At 37.0% G+C, this 17,500-nt stretch carries 19 protein-coding genes (1 of these 19 cut by a window edge); 12 read left to right on the top strand and 7 right to left on the bottom strand.

Going from position 1 to position 17,500, the window contains the following annotated elements; genetic code table 11:
* Window positions 1-575: the 5' portion of a UDP-N-acetylenolpyruvoylglucosamine reductase gene (locus tag B9J78_00095; protein ID MBA2123346.1), read on the bottom strand. Its footprint begins 316 nt before the window's first position; the window shows 575 of its 891 coding nt (coding positions 1-575); it begins with the start codon at window positions 573-575; its stop codon lies off the left edge, out of view.
* Window positions 550-921, bottom strand: coding sequence for a hypothetical protein (locus B9J78_00090; GenBank protein ID MBA2123345.1), 372 nt, complete (start codon window positions 919-921; stop codon window positions 550-552). Before B9J78_00090 ends, B9J78_00095 begins: the two co-directional genes overlap by 26 nt.
* Window positions 922-2,029: 1,108 nt before the next feature.
* Here B9J78_00090 and B9J78_00085 point away from each other — a divergent pair.
* Both B9J78_00085 and B9J78_00080 read left to right on the top strand, forming a co-directional pair.
* The gene (locus B9J78_00085; protein ID MBA2123344.1) at window positions 2,030-2,209 is read left to right on the top strand and encodes a hypothetical protein; all 180 of its coding nucleotides are present in this window, start codon (window positions 2,030-2,032) and stop codon (window positions 2,207-2,209) included.
* A gap of 340 nt (window positions 2,210-2,549) precedes the next feature.
* The gene (locus B9J78_00080; protein MBA2123343.1) at window positions 2,550-3,209 is read left to right on the top strand and encodes a hypothetical protein; all 660 of its coding nucleotides are present in this window, start codon (window positions 2,550-2,552) and stop codon (window positions 3,207-3,209) included.
* A gap of 215 nt (window positions 3,210-3,424) precedes the next feature.
* On the opposite strand, the gene B9J78_00075 is transcribed toward B9J78_00080, so the two are convergent.
* On the bottom strand, window positions 3,425-3,607 hold the full coding sequence (locus B9J78_00075) for a hypothetical protein (protein MBA2123342.1): 183 nt from the start codon (window positions 3,605-3,607) through the stop codon (window positions 3,425-3,427).
* A 7-nt stretch (window positions 3,608-3,614) separates the two neighbouring features.
* Complete coding sequence (locus B9J78_00070; protein ID MBA2123341.1) at window positions 3,615-4,730, bottom strand: sugar isomerase; 1,116 nt, start codon at window positions 4,728-4,730, stop codon at window positions 3,615-3,617.
* 232 nt (window positions 4,731-4,962) lie between these two features.
* Between B9J78_00070 and B9J78_00065 the strand changes: the two genes are divergently transcribed.
* The 10 genes from B9J78_00065 (at window position 4,963) to B9J78_00020 (ending at window position 15,440) form a co-directional block, all read left to right on the top strand.
* Window positions 4,963-5,238 (top strand): hypothetical protein, encoded by a 276-nt coding sequence (locus B9J78_00065; protein ID MBA2123340.1) that lies wholly within the window; start codon window positions 4,963-4,965, stop codon window positions 5,236-5,238.
* Window positions 5,239-5,293: 55 nt separating this feature from the next.
* Window positions 5,294-6,022, top strand: a complete 729-nt coding sequence (locus B9J78_00060) for a hypothetical protein (GenBank protein ID MBA2123339.1) — start codon at window positions 5,294-5,296, stop codon at window positions 6,020-6,022.
* 78 nt (window positions 6,023-6,100) lie between these two features.
* Window positions 6,101-8,194, top strand: a complete 2,094-nt coding sequence (locus tag B9J78_00055) for a hypothetical protein (GenBank protein ID MBA2123338.1) — start codon at window positions 6,101-6,103, stop codon at window positions 8,192-8,194.
* A 616-nt stretch (window positions 8,195-8,810) separates the two neighbouring features.
* Window positions 8,811-11,459 (top strand): hypothetical protein, encoded by a 2,649-nt coding sequence (locus tag B9J78_00050; protein ID MBA2123337.1) that lies wholly within the window; start codon window positions 8,811-8,813, stop codon window positions 11,457-11,459.
* The gene (locus tag B9J78_00045) at window positions 11,456-11,803 is read left to right on the top strand and encodes a ribosome-binding factor A (protein ID MBA2123336.1); all 348 of its coding nucleotides are present in this window, start codon (window positions 11,456-11,458) and stop codon (window positions 11,801-11,803) included. The genes B9J78_00050 and B9J78_00045 overlap by 4 nt, the downstream gene beginning before the upstream one ends.
* Window positions 11,797-12,795, top strand: coding sequence for a hypothetical protein (locus tag B9J78_00040; protein ID MBA2123335.1), 999 nt, complete (start codon window positions 11,797-11,799; stop codon window positions 12,793-12,795). Before B9J78_00045 ends, B9J78_00040 begins: the two co-directional genes overlap by 7 nt.
* A gap of 40 nt (window positions 12,796-12,835) precedes the next feature.
* Window positions 12,836-14,047 carry a phosphoglycerate mutase gene (locus B9J78_00035; protein MBA2123334.1) on the top strand — a complete coding sequence of 404 codons (1,212 nt, stop codon included), beginning with the start codon at window positions 12,836-12,838 and terminating at the stop codon, window positions 14,045-14,047.
* Window positions 14,047-14,517, top strand: coding sequence for a tRNA (adenosine(37)-N6)-threonylcarbamoyltransferase complex ATPase subunit type 1 TsaE (locus B9J78_00030; protein ID MBA2123333.1), 471 nt, complete (start codon window positions 14,047-14,049; stop codon window positions 14,515-14,517). The genes B9J78_00035 and B9J78_00030 overlap by 1 nt, the downstream gene beginning before the upstream one ends.
* Window positions 14,518-14,558: 41 nt before the next feature.
* Window positions 14,559-15,044: a nitroreductase family protein gene (locus B9J78_00025; GenBank protein MBA2123332.1), complete on the top strand. Its 486-nt coding sequence runs from the start codon at window positions 14,559-14,561 to the stop codon at window positions 15,042-15,044.
* Window positions 15,045-15,149: 105 nt separating this feature from the next.
* A complete protein-coding gene (locus B9J78_00020) occupies window positions 15,150-15,440 on the top strand; it encodes a hypothetical protein (protein MBA2123331.1) in 291 nt (96 codons plus the stop codon).
* A gap of 96 nt (window positions 15,441-15,536) precedes the next feature.
* On the opposite strand, the gene B9J78_00015 is transcribed toward B9J78_00020, so the two are convergent.
* From B9J78_00015 to B9J78_00005, 3 genes are all read right to left on the bottom strand, one after another.
* A complete protein-coding gene (locus B9J78_00015; protein ID MBA2123330.1) occupies window positions 15,537-15,995 on the bottom strand; it encodes a hypothetical protein in 459 nt (152 codons plus the stop codon).
* A gap of 190 nt (window positions 15,996-16,185) precedes the next feature.
* Window positions 16,186-16,617, bottom strand: coding sequence for a hypothetical protein (locus tag B9J78_00010; protein ID MBA2123329.1), 432 nt, complete (start codon window positions 16,615-16,617; stop codon window positions 16,186-16,188).
* A gap of 129 nt (window positions 16,618-16,746) precedes the next feature.
* Window positions 16,747-17,430 carry a hypothetical protein gene (locus B9J78_00005; protein ID MBA2123328.1) on the bottom strand — a complete coding sequence of 228 codons (684 nt, stop codon included), beginning with the start codon at window positions 17,428-17,430 and terminating at the stop codon, window positions 16,747-16,749.
* Window positions 17,431-17,500: the final 70 nt, after the last annotated feature.

Here is a 17,500-nt window from a genome sequence, read left to right as displayed (position 1 = left end):
GAAGATTTCATTTTAAACCTTGCAGAAATTATTATTGTATTTTTTAAGCTACTATTCCTGTAAAAGAATTGAAATCTTTGTGTGGGTTTAACCCTGCCATCTTTTAATATATCTACATCTAACAGACAATCAGATATGGATGAACCAAAAGCACCTGAATTTCCGGTTATTGCCCCGCCGATTGTTCCCGGAATTCCATAAAGTTTCTCAAGTCCTGATAAACTGTTTTTCTGGCACATCTGTATAAATCTTGATAATAGCAGCCCTGCGCCTGCCCTAACAGTCTTGTTATTTATATTAAAGGAACAGAATGCTTCTTTTTTTAAACTTATAACAATCCCCTTGTATCTTAAATCGGGGCACAAAACATTACTTCCTGAACCTATGATTTTAAAAGGTATATGTTTTAAAAAAGAATAATCAATGATTTTAGAAAGACATTCTATATTGAAAGGTTCTATCCATAAATCTGTCCTGCCACCTACATTGAATGTTGTATGGGAGGATAATCTTTCATTACAATGTGCCTTTCCCTGTTTTTGTAATTCTTTATAAGGAACACACAACATATACATACCTTAACAGGCTTTTACCAATATTTTTGACATTGTGAGAGGTTTCAGGGGGGATATACACAATACTATTTTTTTGTGCTTCTATCGTAGAGCCGTTGTTTATAATCTCAGCCCTTCCGCTTAATACAATAATTGCCTCTTCTTTGTTTTCTGTAATATGTTCGCCAACATTTTTCCCGGGTTTGAGTATAACAAGACCTGATTTCATTTTAACGGTATCCGAATTTCCGCCGAAAAGATGTTGATATTTAGTATCGTTTTTAAAATTTATCTTTATAAGTTTTAACATTATTTTTCTCCTAATTCCCATTCCATAAAGGGAAAGGGACGGGGTATTTACAGGCACTGTTCCTTAAAGTTTACCCAAATATTCCTTGTCTTGAATGTTTAATTAACCTAATTTCTAATCAATGGCCAATGTTTAAATGCCTAATGACCAAATCACTTCATTTTGCGAATAACTGCATTAAAGATTTAGATTAAACTCTTTTTTTACCATTAGTCATTTTGTCATTTAATATTTTTTAGGTCAATTAGAAATTAGAAATCTAAACTAAGAAGCCACCGAAAAATAAAGTTTACTTTTTATCCTTTACTGATCGCTTTGAAGTTGACCTTGGATAGATGGTATAGTTCCGTTCAGGATTTATATTATGATATTTTATATTTAACTTTTTTTCCCCACTCTTCCACCACGGGTTTATTTTTTACCTGCCTTTTATGTTTCTTTCTGTTTTTCGTAGAATCCATCGTTTACTCTTTTTATAAATTATACCTGACAATAACAACCTTGTCAAATTCATCATTTTTTTCTTGGGACAATTGTGTAATTCCATTGCGGAGATTTAGATTTTTCATCTCCTCATCAGGAATTTTGATCCCGGTTTCATAATTCTTAATGATTATTGAGTTAACTCCGCAAACATATTACTATGGTAATGGTAATAATAGAATCCATTCAAGAGATTACAAACATGGTTCAAAGAGCAGAGATGTCATTGTTTGAGTTTCACCAACGCTTTCCCACAAAGAATGTATATTGAGCATCTGTTTAATTTGCGATGGCCGATGGGTTTATCTACCCAAGATACAATAGCCAAAAGTATGGTTTTTATAGCAATCGTTTTCTATGTCAATGTAAAAATTGTAGATATGAACGAAATAATCAATATAAGCTTGGAGGTATTGTAGAACTTGATGATGCCTGTTTCGGTAGCAGCGATGAGGGGAAAAAAACAAGCAAAAGAAACCACTAGGTCCAAGGTTCTTGTGGCTGTGTCTTATAGATATAGAAAAAAGGAATGCGGGCTTTGCAAAGATAAAGGTGGTAAAGAAACTTGATACAGATACTGTCAATAAATTTGTAAAGAAAAATGTGGAACCAGGTAGCAAAATTCAAACAGATGACCTGGATATAATATATGATTTTTTGGCTGATATTGAAGAAATAGAGCATGGGGAATATCCTATTGTATCTGGCGAAAAACCTGCTGGATCGCCTGAAGAAGCATCGTCGGGAGACGCTGGCCTTTATGTACGATTTCAGTGTTCCGTTTGACAACAATCAGGCCGAAAGGGATATCCGGATGGTGAAGGTTCAGCAGAAAATCTCAGGAACCTTTCGCAGTACTTAAGGAGCAGATATTTTCTGCCGTATCAGGGGATACATCTCCAGAATCAGGAAGAACTCCTTTCCTGTCATCAATGCTATTCAAGCTGTCTTCAAGGGGAATCCTTTTATTCCGGCACGCGCCGGCCCCTGACAATGTTGCTTTTGTGTGCTATCATGTAACAGGTAAGTTTTTCCAAAAATTGTGCTTGACAGGTTTAATGAAATGTGGTATATTGAACCTAGCTTTTGGAGAAACTAAACTATTATGCTAACATTATTATGGGGCTGAATAGTTACAAATTATTTTAATACATTATTAAGCAATTCATTTATATAGGGCGAAGATTATATCAGGAGAAAATATGACAACAAAAAAGTTTTCTAAAGGTGAAGCAATACGCTTTGGATGGAATACAATGAAAAGCAACTTCGGTTTTTTCATCGGTCTTTTGATAGTTTTGGGCTTGCTCCTTATCGTTCCTGGTGTTATTGCGGAGATGGTGAAGAAAGTAAATGTTTTTCTTGGGATTATTTTTCACATTGCTGATTTTGTTTTAACAATAATAATTTCAATAGGATTAGTTAAAATCGCTTTAAGATTCTGTGATAATGAAAAAGGCAGATTTACTGATCTTTTCTCCCAGTGTCATTTGTTTTTTGATTATATGTTTGCCGGGATTTTTTATTTCCTGATTGTACTTGGCGGGACACTCTTGCTGATTATTCCAGGAATTATTTTGCTTATCAAATTTTGCTTCTTTGAGTACTTTATCGTTGATAAAAAAGCCGGTCCAATAGAGTCCCTCAAAAGGAGTTGGGTTATTACAAGAAAAGTTAAATGGGATTTATTTGTCTTTTTCTTAATGCTTCTGGGTATCAATCTATTTGGCGCGCTTTGTCTTTTGATTGGTTTGTTTGCTACCATTCCTGCAACAATGGTTGCGATGGCTTTTGTATACCGTAAACTATTATCCCAAATAGAGACTACCGATGTGTCCGAACCATTAGAGCCGATTGTATAATTCCCTTTACAAGAAGAAGATGTTACTATGGATGAATACTAAAAGCAATCAAACAAGAGGTCAGATTGATATTATTGTCAGGACATCTAAATAGGTTGAAAAAAGGTTGAATTTAAGTAATTTCTTATAAATCCCCAGTAAACTTTGTATGGAAGCGGTATAGCGGTCGCATTTATGCGACTACGTGACATTGTTTAGTGCGATGAATCGCACTGCTATGCCTGTCCCTGACGCGCCAGATGTGGATTGCCAGGGGAGGTTATTACGCCGTCTTTTCCGTGCCTGTAATTCCAAGCGCAGTCTGCCACTTCTTTCCCTTTTGAAAGTTCAACGATAAGTGCCCGTACAGAGTTGGTCCCAAAGTCAAGACCCAAACTATATTTTTTTACAGTTGCCATTTTATTTTTAGAACATGACTTTCTTCACGACCTCAAGCGTTTTTCCGGCGTCGCCGGTTTTCTGGGCTTCTATAAGTTTTGTCTTATCTTTCCAGATGAGCAACGCCTTCTTCATTGTATTGGCGAAAAATTCCCTGGAAAGGGACATTGCCCTGACCGGCTCCATACGGTATGTAAATTGGTCCTCGCCGAACCAGCCGGAATATCCTGTGTCCAAAGCCGCATAACAAAAGTCAACCAATTCCCAGAGGTTTGAGGTGCCGGCCACCCGGTCCTCGTCGTTTGACCGCCACTTGGCCGCGTTGATGTGGAAGTTGACTACCGGAACATCAAACTCCTTCGCCAGGTACAGGCTGAAGGCGGGTTCAAGGCCGTTCATCATCTCATGACCGTAATCTACCGCAACGCCCATATTGGTGCCGCCGCAGATTTTGTTGACCTTTTTTGCAACCAGAATGGCGCAGTGCGTCGTCGGGACTATCATATGGCCTTCTCTTGGCTCTTTCATCTTGGCCTCAACTCCAAAGCGCAAACCTAAGTTCTTTGCCTTTTTGTTTATCTCGCAGCAGCCATCCAGAAAACGCTCCAGAAGAGTGCCGTAATTTACTTCAAAGTTGTAATCCCAGCCGTCAGAACCAGGCCAGAGCGCAACGGATGAACACCCTACCTCCCTGGCAATTTCTGCGCCCTGAAGCGTTACGGCGATTGCCTCTTTACGGATTCCTTTATCCGGATTGGTCAGGCCCCCAAATTTCCAGTAAGGATCTGTCCAGAGATTGGTGTTCATGTTGGTGGGCGTCAGTTTTAGTTTTCTTAAAGCCTTTTTTACTTCATTTATGCGGCTGTTGACCTTCCGACGTTTTTCATCTGTAAAGATGTTTTCGTGAAATTCAATGCCCTGGATACCGGCAGCTGCCACACGCTCCATTTGACTGACAATATCTGACTTCAATTCCGGGTTGTAACCCTTGCCGGCAAAACGGTCCAGGAAGTCTCCGGCACACCAGTGTCCGGCAGCAAACAGAATGTTAAACTCACCAAAAAATTCATCAACCCTTTTCCCTTCAAGATAGCCGGCAAACTCCCTGTCCAGTTTCCCCAGTTCCTTCTCTGTAATTTTCATAATAACCCTCTTTGTGTAGTATGTTTTTGTTAATAAACTTAAATTGGGTATTCCACTGGTTTTTATAATATTATTTGAAGTAATATTTTGTCAACCCTGTTCAGAAATTTTATCATGAATTTCTAACCGGGTCAAGACTTTTTCTCTTAAATTTTTGTTATCACACCTTAAAAAAAACAAAAAATTATAAAACGATGGATTTTATACAAATAAAATATTATAATAAAAGTGTATGAAGGAAAGGGTTTGTGTTATATATTCAGGAGAAGTTCAGGGAGTAGGTTTTAGATATACTGTAAAATACATTGTAAAAAGTTATGATATTGCCGGGTATGTGAAAAACCTTCCCGATGGAAATGTTGAGATAGTTGCCGAGGGCGAAAAGTCAGCATTAGAAAGATTTCTTTCAAACATAAGGAAAAGTCATTTAGGCAATTATATAGTAAATGAAGATATTCGGTGGCAGGAGGCGACAGGAGATATGTCAATATTCCAGATCAGGTTTTGAATGCAAAAGTATTTTTTAAAAAAAAGGCCAAAGACAAGACGAAAAGAAATAGAAATTGAAATACGCGATATTGGGTGATATACATAGTAATTTAGAAGCGCTAGAGGCTGTTCTTAATGCATGCAGTCTAGAATCGGTAGATAGATATGTGTGTGTGGGTGATATAGTTGGATATGGAGCAGATCCTGAAAAGTGCATTAAGATAGTAAAAGAACTTGAACCGACCATTGTATGCGGTAACCATGATTGGGGATGTGTGGGACTTGTAGACCTTGACTATTTTAATACAGTTGCAAAAGAAGCCATAGAATGGACCTGTTATCTTTTATCTGAATCAGACTGTTTTTACCTTCGTTCTTTTCCTCTTATTGTTCAGGAGAAAAGGTTTGTTCTTGTTCATTCAACGCTTGATGCACCTGAAAGATTTGATTATATGTTCAATGCAAGTGTGGCAGAAAAAACACTTCAGTTGATGACAACTCCGTTATGTTTTATAGGGCATATACATATTCCTATGATATTTCAAAAAACAATTGAAGGTCCTGTTGAATATTCTTATAACTGGAAAACAGAATATTCACCCCTTGTTAAACAGATTGTAAGTGTCGGAAGCGTGGGACAGCCCAGAGACGGAGATCCAAGGGCATGCTATGTTATATATGATTCAAAAAAAGATATTGTTGAAATAAAAAGAGTAGAATACAATGTGTCGTTGGCGCAAAAAAAGATTTATAATGCGGGGCTTCATCCAATACTTGCATCAAGATTGGCAGAAGGAAGATGAGAAAAAATAGTAGGTAGGAGATAGGAGGTAGGAGGTAGTAGGTAGTAGATAGGAAAAACACCTCCCCCTATTTTTGTTATGAATACACCACAGCAGATAAAAGAAGAAATAATAAAGATTAAAAAAAACCTTCAAGGTGCATCCAGCCCCTGCGCGCAAGAGCAGGATATATCCCATTTGCCAGAGAATATAGAACTTTTACGGTCCATAATAAACCTTGCAGATATTACATACTACACACATAATAGTCCTGTTCTTACAGATTTTGAATATGATAAGTATTTTGAAAAATTAAAAAAAATAGAAGAACAAAATCCAAACCTTAAAACACCCAACTCACCGACAGTGCGTGTGGGGGGTGTGCCTCTTGAAGAGTTTGTAAAGATTAAGCATAAGTTCCCTGTATTGAGTATAAGTAACACATATTCATCTGAGGAGGTTGTTGCTTTTGATAAAAGAGTAAAAAAGATACTTGGGATATCAGGTGCGACCTCGGTGTCTTATATAGTTGAAGCAAAGATAGATGGTATTTCTGTCTCTATTATGTACGAAAATAGTAGTTTTATAAGAGGCTCAACAAGAGGAGACGGCACAGTGGGGAACGATATTACAAAAAACCTTCGGACAATAAGAAGTATTCCTCTTGTATTGCAGGGAAAAGATGTTGCCGATGAGATTGATGTTAGAGGAGAGGTCTATATAGATAAAAAGGATTTTGTTAAAATTAACAAAGAACTTGAAGAGAAGGGGCTTGAACAATTTGCAAACCCAAGAAATGCGGCGGGGGGTTCATTAAGTCTTCTTGATTCAAGTATTGTTGCGAAAAGACATCTTAAATTTTATGCATGGGGTGTAGGTTATTCGCACAATCTAAAAGCAGACACACAGAACCATCTATATAGTTTATATGAAAAATGGGGAATACCCATAAATCCTGTAAGAAGGGTGTGTGAAGATATAGAAGAGGTTATCAAATTCTGTAATGATTGGAAAACCAAAAGAAGGCACCTTGAGTTTAATACAGATGGAATGGTTATAAAAGTAAATCTTTTCAAGTATCACGAACTTCTCGGGACAACTGCAAAATCTCCTCGCTGGATGGTTGCATATAAATACCAGCCGGAAAGGGCACAGACAATACTTGAAGATATTATAATAAGTGTGGGAAGAACAGGGGTTCTTACTCCTGTTGGAATACTAAAACCGGTTTATCTTTCAGGAACACAGGTAAGCAGGGCAACTCTCCACAACGAGGATGAGATAGCAAGAAAAGATATAAAGATTAAAGACACTGTTATTGTTGAAAAGGCAGGAGAGATAATCCCTCAGGTTATTGAGGTTGTAAAAGAAAAAAGGACAGGCGAGGAACAGCAATTTAAGATGCCTGACAGGTGTCCTGTATGTAAAAGCAATGTTATAAGAGAAAGGACAGAGGTTGCCGTAAGGTGCGAAAATCCGTCCTGCCCTGCACAATTAAAAGAAAGCATAAAACATTTTGCATCCCGTTCGTGTATGGATATAGAAGGATTAGGTGAGGTGTTGATCTCTCAACTTGTTGATAAAAGACTTGTCCAGTCCTATGCAGATATTTATTATCTTAAAAAACAGGCTATAGCAGAACTTGAACGGATGGGGGAAAAGTCTGCACAGAATCTTTTTAATGCAATAGAAAAAAGCAAGCAAAGGTCTCTTTCCAATCTTATAAACGGTCTCGGCATAAGATATGTGGGTTCAAGAAGTGCAGAGGTTCTTGCTATGGAATATAGAACACTTGATAATATTGCCAGGACAAAAGAAGAAAAACTTGCAGATACAGAAAATATAGGTCCTGTTATGGCTGCTTCTATACACAGGTTTTTCTCTTCTGCTGAAACAAAGCAGATTTTAGAAAAGTTAAAGAGTGCAGGTATAAATCCTTGTATGGAAAAGATCTCAAAAAGCATTCTTGAAGGAAAAAGGTTTGTATTTACAGGGATATTAAAATCCTTATCACGGATTGAGGCAGAAAGACTTGTCCTAAGCCTCGGCGGCAGGGTTTCATCCGGTATTTCAAAAAATATAAGTTATGTTGTTGCAGGAAAAGAACCGGGCTCAAAAAAGCAAAAGGCTGAAAAATTGGGTTTAAAAATAATTTCTGAAACAGAGTTTTTAAAAACGGTGGGGAAAATATGAATAAAATTTAAAACATAACATAAAAAAAGATTACATACAGGCTGTATTGGGAAATTCCTATTCTTGAAATAGAAAAAAGTTTTGATTTTCCCGTTCCGGTAATAGATAATATTTTCCCAATTTGTGTTATATCAAGTATTCAAAGACCGAGAACCATAACCAGAAATCTTACAGACTGTGCCATTGATAGGAGAATATCAGTTGAGGATCCGACAGAATACATATTCATAAATAATGACTGGGCTTTTGTAACTGACACAGCAAAGAGTATGTTATTCTGTTCAGATACTTGTGTCCATACAATGAAACAGGTTATTGATACAGATGATGAGTATAATAGCCTGATATTTTTTTATACATCTATATAGAAACACACCCCTTGGCGGCACATACTCTTGCAGATTGTTTATTATGCCAGTATTTGAAACACTGCCTTCTGATATATTTAAGTTAGCAAACGCCCTCGCTTACAGAATAAGGATAGAGAACATTTAACCTTGATGTTTTCCCCCACCCAAAGGGTACCCAAAATTGAAAATTGAAAAGATAATCCACCCCCACCCTCCCTTATTGAATACCCCGTCAACTTCGTTGCTACCCCTTTAGAAAAAGGGGAATGGGTTCGTATTTTATTCTTATGTTGTCGGAATTTCAGAATAAATATGTTATAATAAGGAAAATGCAAATTATAACAACGCATATAAATGCAGATTTTGATGCACTTGCATCGTGTATAGGGGCAAATAAGATATATCCCGATGCAAGTATTGTGCTGCTCGGTTCACAGGAAAGACCTGTAAAAGATATTATGATACTTTTAAAAGACAGATTTGGTATTCTTGAAGAAAAAGATGTAGACTTAAAAGATGTTAAAAAGCTTATAATTGTTGAGACAAGAAGACCCGAAAGGATTGGTAAGTTTAAAAATCTTATTGAAGATTCAAATGTTGATATTCACATATACGACCATCACCAGAGAATGGAAGGAGATATAAGAGGCACTGTTGATATACATTCAAATACAGGTTCTACCACTACATATTTTGTAGAAAAAATAAAAAAAAGTGCCATAAAGATAGTTCCTCTTGAGGCTACAATACTTGCATTGGGTATATATGAGGATACGGGTTCTTTTACATTTCCCAATACAACCCCTATTGACATAAAAGCGTGTGCATTTCTGCTTGAAAAAGGTGCAAATGTAAGTATGATTGCAAGATATTTAAGAACAGAACTTACAGAATATGAACTGAATATACTTTCAAAGATGCTCCATTCTACACATCCTTACAATATAAATGGTATTCAGATTCCGATATCGTCCGTACAGGTTGAAAAGAGCTTACCTGATGCCGCACTGCTCACACATAAACTTCTTGAAATAGAAAATTTTGATACGCTTTTTGTAATCATATCAAGTCCTTCTAATATTGAAATCATAGGAAGAAGCAGCAATCCATCTGTTGATGTAGGGCTTATTTTAAGATTTCTCGGAGGAGGAGGACATTCAACGGCTGCAAGTGCATCTATAAAAAATATATCTCTTGATAGGTTAAATAGCAAGATTATACATTTACTTAAAAACAGTGTCCGACCACCTGTTGTTGCCTCTGATATTATGTCAATGCCTGTAAAAACAATTTCAGAAAATCAGACCGTAAGTGGCGCAAGAAAAATTATGATTAGACTTGGTATGGCTGGGATTCCAGTGATAAAAAATAGCACTCCCGTAGGAATAGTGAACCGTTCTGATATGGATAAGGCATTCAGGCACGGACTTGGTAAAATTCCTGTAAAGGGTTGTTTGTCCGGAAAAGCGGTATTTATAAAAGCAAATACACCTGTTTCTGAAATACAACATCTTATGGCACTGCACCATACCGGAAGACTTCTTGTAGGGCGCAATAAAAAGATAGAAGGCATAGTAACCCGTTCTGATGTATTAGGGGCGTTGCATAAAGGACTTATTGAAACTACCTCTTATAAAAAAAGAAAAGCACCTAAAGAGATTTCCGTTGCAGGTTTTCTAAAAACACAAATACCGGGATATGTACTTATGTTGCTTGAAACAATCGGAGAATATGCAAGACAAAACAGTATCCCGGTATATGCAGTAGGAGGTATGGTAAGGGATATAATCCTTAAAAGAAAAGAATTTGATATTGACCTTGTTGTGGAAGGAAATGCCATAAAATTTGCAAAACATATTTCAAGGATTAAGAACGGAAAGATTACTTTTCATAAAGCATTTGGTACAGCAACAGTTTTATTTCCATCAGGAGAAAAGATAGATTTTGCAACTGCAAGAAAGGAATATTATGAGCACCCTGCGGCACTTCCAAAGGTAAAGGTTTCGTCATTATATCAGGACATTGCAAGAAGAGACTTTACAATCAATGCAATGGCTATCCGCATAGATGGGAAAGAATTCAAGAGCCTGATAGATTATTATGGGGGATGGGAGGATATACAGAAAAAAAGGATAAAGGTGTTGCATTCACTTAGTTTTGTTGAAGACCCTACAAGAATATTCAGGGCAGTACGACTTGAAAAAAAATTAGGATTCAGGATAGAGAACCACACAAGACAACTTATAGAACGTGCTGTAAATATGCAGATTATAGGCAAACTGGAGAATCAAAGAATAAGAGATGAGATTATACTTATTTTTGAGGAAGAAGAACCTGTAAAGACTATTGACAGGATGTATCAACTTCATGAACTTACATTTATTCATCCTTCATTAAAATATAAGGGAAAAACAAGAATGTTATTGAACAGACTACAAAAAGTATTAAATATAATAGATAAAACAGATATCAAATTATGGAGGTTATACTGGGCCGGATTGATGATGTATATGAGAAAAAAAAATGTTGCAGATGTGACAAAAAAGTTTGTATTTTCAAAAGAAGACTCAAGCATTATTATCAATTGCAGAGAGTATGTGCCTGTTGTATCAAAAAAGATTTTAAGTGCCCGCCTTCCTCATCAGATTTATGATTTGCTTGTAAATCTTCCCAAGGAGGCAATTTTTCTTATCCTTGCATTGTGCAACAGTAGACAGAGAAAAAAGGTTGTTGATTTTGTAAATATCTATAAAAATATCAGTATTCCTTTAACAGGTGATGACTTAAAAAGTTTTGGTTTAAAACCTGGTCCGGAATATGGTAAAATATTTGGTTTGGCAAAATCGCTTTTTTTAGATGGTAAAATTAAGACAAGAGAGCAGATGTTAGACTGGGTCAGAAAGGGTTTGCAATGAAAAGCATAAGATGTCAAAGGGTTGAAGAGGTCTTAAGAGAGTCTGTAAGTGCAATAATTCATAATGAGCTTAAGGATACCTCAGCAGGAATTATAACAGTCACAAGAGTAGAATGCACAAACGATTTGAGGTTTGCAAGGGTATTTATAAGTATAATGGGCAAGGAAAAGGAAGAGGGATTTTCTTTGCTTAAAGGGATGCTTCCTTTTATAAGAAAAAAGGTCGGACAACAGGTAAGGCTGAGATTTATACCTGAGATAACATTGGTTCTTGATAAATCATTAGACCATTCAATAAAAATAGAAAAGATACTACAACAGATTAAAGAAAAAGATATGTGTTAAACCAAAAAAATATGTCAAAAAAATTAGATGTAAGAGGTTCTATAAAAACGGTTTTGGATGTTTTAAGAAAAGCAAAATCTGTTCTTCTGACAAGCCATATAAGGCCTGAGGGAGATTCTATCGGAAGTCAGCTTGCTATGGCAAGTTTTTTAAAACATATCGGTAAAAAAGTATGGATTGTAAATGAAGACCCTGTTCCTTTTAATTATAGATTTTTACCTTATTGGAGGACAATCAAGAACAAACTTCCGCAGGATGCCAATTTTGACACTCTTCTTGTAGTTGACAGTTCAAACCTTTTCAGGATTGGCAATGTTGAGTCTTATATAACAGGCAACATCAGGGTTGTAAATATTGACCATCATATAAGTAATGATAATTTCGGAATATACTGGATAAACCCTTGTGCATCAAGTACGGGTGAAATGATATGGGAACTTTTAAAAACCGTTAAATTTCCTATAACAATCAAAGAAGTAAAGTATCTATATACGGCAATTATTACAGATACAGGAGGTTTGAGGTTTGTAAATACAACTGAAAGAAGTTTTACAACCGTGGCAGAGATGTTAAAGTGCGGATTAAAACAGGATGAAGTGCTTTCTTTTATATATGAGAAAAATCCATTTTCAAAGATAAAACTTCTTGGGCTTTCTCTTTCAACCCTTTCTTCTACACAAGATGGAAAGATTGTATGGTTCTGGGTAACACAGGAAATGCTAAAAAAATCTGGTGCCTGCCTGGAAGAAACAGAAGATTTTATCAATCAGGCAAGGTCTATAAACAGTGCAAAAGTTGCGATATTTTTTGGAGAAGAAACAGATGGCAAAACAAAGATAAGTTTCCGCTCAAAAGGCAGGATAAATGTAAATAAGATTGCCCAAAAATTTGGTGGAGGAGGGCATAATGCCGCCTCAGGCTGTACTGTGAAAGGCAATCCACAGCAGGTTCAGGAAAAAGTTATTGAATATGTTAAAAATATGGTGAAATGAAGTGAGAGTTATACAATTAACTCTATAAAAAAGGGGAAAAATGATAACAGCAGAGTTTTTATTAGAATTGGTTCAGAAAACACCCTCAAAAATTGTTCTTCTTGTTCTTGATGGAATCGGTGGAATTCCGTTCAAGGACGGAAAAACAGAGATTGAATTTGCGAATACACCCAACCTAGACAAGGTAGCAGGTTCAGGTGTATGTGGAATGATTGATGCGGTGGGAAGTGGAATTACACCTGGGTCAGGCCCGGGGCATCTTGCACTTTTTGGCTACGACCCTCAGAAGTATCTTATAGGAAGGGGGATTCTTGAGGGATTAGGGATAGGACTTACACTTGATAAAAATTCACTTGCTGCAAGGGGCAACTTTGCAACAATGGATAAAAACAAAATTATCACAGATAGAAGAGCAGGCAGGATTGCAACTGAAAAAAATATTGCACTTTGTGCAAGGATTCAAAAAGACATTTCAAGAATAGAAGATGTTGAAGTTATAATAAAACCTGGCAAGGAACATAGATTTGTTGTTGTACTTCATGGAGAAGAACTTGGGGAAAACCTTACAGATAGTGACCCTCAGAAAGAAGGACGCCCTGCCAATGACATAGAGGCTCTGGATGAAGAATCAAAAAAATCTGCAAGAGTGATCAATATGTTTATAAAGTCAGCGAATAATATCCTAAAAAATGAATATCCTGCCAATACATTCTTGTTAAGGGGAATTGCCAAAAGTCCTGATATTCCGAATATGCAAAAACTCTTTAAATTAACACCGTCTGCAATTGCAACATATCCGATGTACAAAGGACTTGCACACCTTGTTGGTATGGATATACTTTCTGTCGACGGTGAGACAATAGAAGACGAGATTTTGTGTCTTGAGAAAAATTACCAAAAATATGATTTTTTCTATGTCCATATAAAAAAAACAGACTCAGCAGGTGAAGACGGAGATTTTGATAAAAAGGTTCATGCAATAGAAGAGGTTGATAAAATAATACCGAGGATATTTGCATTAAAACCGGATGTGCTGGTAATAACAGGAGATCATTCCACGCCCTCTAAATTAAGAGGACATTCCTGGCATCCTAACCCGGTTATATTATTTTCAGAAACCTGCAGACCCGATGGCATAACACATTTTTGCGAAAAACAGTGTAAAACCGGCGGGATAGGGAAAATCCCGGCACAGGAACTTATGGCACTTATGCTTGCCCACGCATTAAAACTTGAAAAATACGGAGCATAATGGAGGTATCTTTTTCAAGACAGTTTATAAGCACTTCTGTAAAAAAGACGCAGGACATTGGAAAAATACTCGGGCAAAACCTTCAAAATGGAAGTATTATTGCACTTTTTGGCGAACTCGGAACCGGAAAAACAACGCTTACAAGAGGGATTGCAAAAGGATTGGGAATAAAAAATATAGATTTTGTAATAAGCCCATCATTTGTTCTTATAAGAGAATATGAGGGAAAAATTCCACTTTATCATATAGACCTTTATAGACTTAAAAAAACATCCGATATTTTAAGTCTTGGAATAGAAGAGTATTTTTATGGTGATGGTGTATGCGTAATTGAATGGGCAGAAAAAATAAAAACACTTCTTCCTGATGAAAAAATAGATATAAAGATGTTCTATGAAAATTTAGATAAAAGAAAAATAAAAATAAATATCTTCGGTAAAAAATATAAACCACTTTTACTCTATTTGTAGTTTGTCGCCAGTTTTATAGTTATCTAAAATAGGGAGGAAATATGTTTGATATATTGAAAAAAAGAAAAAGTGTAAGAAAATTCAAAAAAGACCCTGTTTCAAAAGAAAAGATTAAAAAAATCATTGACTGTGCCCGGCTTGCTCCAACTGCAATAAACATCCAGCCTTGGGAGTTTATAGTTATTACTGTGCCTGAAAAAATAAAACAGATAGCAGATACAACTGACCATGGTAAGTTTATTTCAGGAGCACCCTGCTGTATTGCTATTTTTTGTAAAGATACAAAATACTATCTTGAAGATGGGTGTGCTGCAACAGAAAATATCTTACTTGCATCAGCAGAATTAGATTTGGGCTCCTGCTGGGTTGCAGGTGATAAAAAGTTCTACGCAGAAGAAATAAGAAAAATATTACAAGTACCGGAAGGATATAAACTTATTTCACTTATTCCGATTGGTCATCCTGATGAAGCACCGAATCCCCACAAAAGGACCCTTGAAGAGGTTTTACACTGGGAAAAGTGGTAGGAAAAATAACTGACTGGTAACCGGGCGACAGGTGACTTGAAAAGATGCAGGCAGAGCACCTTAGAAAAATAAGGTTATTCTAAAAAATATGGGAGCATTAAAATAGTGACAAAAAATATTTTATTTACTGTGATGAATAAGGTCTTGAAGGCGTGCAGAAAACAAAAAATAAAATTTGTTTTTATGGAAGGCTTGGCGGTTAGCATATGTGCAATCCACAGGGCAACCTATGACATAGATGGAATAATTTCTCTTAAAAAGATAAAAATAGGTGAATTTCTATATGTTTTAAAAAAGCCGGAATTTGGATATGATAGGAGAAAGCCCATCAAGTTTATTCATGACTTACCATTTATTACACTTTGTTATGAAAGATACAAAACCTATCCTGTATAGATATTTTTATTGCGACCAATAGGTTCCCCAGAAGAATATAGTAAAAAGAGCAAGAAATATAAAATATGGTAACACAAATTTTAGTATTGGGCGGTTCTATTCATTTGGTATATCAAGTCTCGTACCACATCCTTTGCATTCTATCGTATCGGCTCCTTCTGATTTGTCGACCTCAACTATCTCTCCACACTTCCAACAGTGAAAGTAGAAAAAGTTTTCTCCATCAGCTTCATCCTCAGCGTCCTCGTTTTTTTCAGTAAATAGAGGCGCCTGTCTTGTATGCATATCTTCAGAGGTTGTTAGGTAGGGGTCTTCATCGACAAGCAAGGTCTCGGATTTATTTTTTCTTCTGAAAGGTGCGATTATCAATCCCCACAACCCTTTCAAAATGTAGAAGAGAAAGGTCAGAATCATAATGACGATGAAAATAATCCACCAGCCTCCCCCGAAAGCAAGAGCTACAATTCCTACAACTATATTGATTACCCATTTGAGTATAGTTCTCCAAAGTACACGAGTTTGCGCCTTCTTGAGTGGCTCAAGTTTTGCTGGCATTTGCAAGAACTGCTTCAGCGTTTCAATACCGACAGCAAAGTTGAGATTTTGTCCTTCGGACAGGCTAGCAGAAGTTACTCCGATGACTGAACCTTGTAGGTTAAGTAGAGGTCTCCGCTACTACCTAGAGAAATGGGAGCAGAGATTTGAATAAGTTGTATATCACCTGGAATGCCTCTCACGGCGCTTATCAAACCGTCAGAGACTGTACGCTTAAGACCGAGGGGGGGTTCACAATCGCGAGAACTCGTTGCCCGGGGCGTAGGTCAATGCTATCTGCCAAGGCAATTGTCGGCTCCCCAACATCCTCTACAGTAAGAAGCGCCAAGTCTACCTCATCGTCGCGTTTGTTAATCGTGATTTGCTCATACAAGTTAAGAGAACTGTGCACCTCGGCAGAATATGCACCATCTACGACGTGGGCGTTAGTAATAATTTTGCCGCGACTAATGAAGAAACCTGAGCCCTCTCCCCGTTTGGTTCCAGTGATGTCGTAGACAACGATCTTTACAACAGATGGCGATGCATCCTTGATAATGTCCTCCACCGGCAAGGTCTGAGCAAAAGCGATTGAGCTTACAATGGAAATAACGATGCTCACAAACAAGAGAAAATGCTTCATATGTATTCCTCAATTATAGTTTTCTTTCCGCCCAACGAGGGTGTTCACCGGCGGCGAAGCCGTCCAGTGCAACGCAATGTTGGGCGGCAATCCCCGTCTATTTGCACCCCGCACTCGGAAGTAATCGGATCACCACTTGATTGGGATACCGACATAAAACAACACCGAGTCTATGATGAGAAGAATTCCTACGACGCAAAAACCTACAATAATGTATTTGTTGACCTTCTCCATTTTGGCTACGACGAATGCCATTCTGCTTTTAATTTTGTCTTGAAACTTCAGATACAACGCCCAAGTAATGATTAGAGGAAGAACATAGATGATGCTATATGCCAATAGAAACGTAACTCCGATGATTATATCAACTCTCATCTCAGTCATCTTGGCAATGAAGGCAAAGTATGGCATTGCGGTTGGAAGATCAGCAACAAGTGTTACACCCGCGCCAAGAGATATGAGTGCCCAAGTTGAAACACCAGGGTTATTAGGCAATTGCTTTGACTCGTTACTCTTTCGCAGCGCAATAAACCCATAGACAACCAAAATGACACCCAAAATCAATTGAATGCTGTAGAGAACTAATTCTGGGATTGATAAGAACTGCTCTATTAGATAGTTAAAAATGGTAGATAGACCGGTGAATATTGCAATACCGCCCACGAGATAAATAACCAAGATGCCCGATATATAGATAGCAATTCTGTTAACATTTTTTAATGTTCCGAGTAATAAGATTTGAACGGTAATCGTAAATGGGTTGAGACTATCCACTAAACCCATCAATAACATAAATCCTACTAAGAATAACATTCAATGCCTCCTGTATATCTGGCTGGGGTATAGGCACCCAACGATAGAGCTCACCTGCCCGAGCAAAGCG

The sequence above is a fragment of the bacterium Unc6 genome (genome assembly GCA_013626165.1).
GTDB lineage: Bacteria > Omnitrophota > Gorgyraeia > Velesiimonadales > Velesiimonadaceae > Velesiimonas > Velesiimonas alkalicola.
The sequence above is the reverse complement of the archived record's forward strand: the minus strand, read 5'-3'. Positions and strand labels throughout refer to the sequence as shown.

Coding starts and splice junctions, on each gene's coding strand:
- B9J78_00050 (MBA2123337.1), top strand. CDS start 8,811: ATGGGTTCGTATTTTATTCTTATGTTGTCGGAATTTCAGAATAAATAT.
- B9J78_00085 (MBA2123344.1), top strand. CDS start 2,030: ATGGGGAATATCCTATTGTATCTGGCGAAAAACCTGCTGGATCGCCTG.
- B9J78_00035 (MBA2123334.1), top strand. CDS start 12,836: ATGATAACAGCAGAGTTTTTATTAGAATTGGTTCAGAAAACACCCTCA.
- B9J78_00015 (MBA2123330.1), bottom strand. CDS start 15,995: ATGCCAGCAAAACTTGAGCCACTCAAGAAGGCGCAAACTCGTGTACTT.
- B9J78_00065 (MBA2123340.1), top strand. CDS start 4,963: ATGAAGGAAAGGGTTTGTGTTATATATTCAGGAGAAGTTCAGGGAGTA.
- B9J78_00070 (MBA2123341.1), bottom strand. CDS start 4,730: ATGAAAATTACAGAGAAGGAACTGGGGAAACTGGACAGGGAGTTTGCC.
- B9J78_00025 (MBA2123332.1), top strand. CDS start 14,559: ATGTTTGATATATTGAAAAAAAGAAAAAGTGTAAGAAAATTCAAAAAA.
- B9J78_00075 (MBA2123342.1), bottom strand. CDS start 3,607: ATGGCAACTGTAAAAAAATATAGTTTGGGTCTTGACTTTGGGACCAAC.
- B9J78_00030 (MBA2123333.1), top strand. CDS start 14,047: ATGGAGGTATCTTTTTCAAGACAGTTTATAAGCACTTCTGTAAAAAAG.
- B9J78_00045 (MBA2123336.1), top strand. CDS start 11,456: ATGAAAAGCATAAGATGTCAAAGGGTTGAAGAGGTCTTAAGAGAGTCT.
- B9J78_00080 (MBA2123343.1), top strand. CDS start 2,550: ATGACAACAAAAAAGTTTTCTAAAGGTGAAGCAATACGCTTTGGATGG.
- B9J78_00005 (MBA2123328.1), bottom strand. CDS start 17,430: ATGTTATTCTTAGTAGGATTTATGTTATTGATGGGTTTAGTGGATAGT.
- B9J78_00055 (MBA2123338.1), top strand. CDS start 6,101: ATGAATACACCACAGCAGATAAAAGAAGAAATAATAAAGATTAAAAAA.
- B9J78_00010 (MBA2123329.1), bottom strand. CDS start 16,617: ATGAAGCATTTTCTCTTGTTTGTGAGCATCGTTATTTCCATTGTAAGC.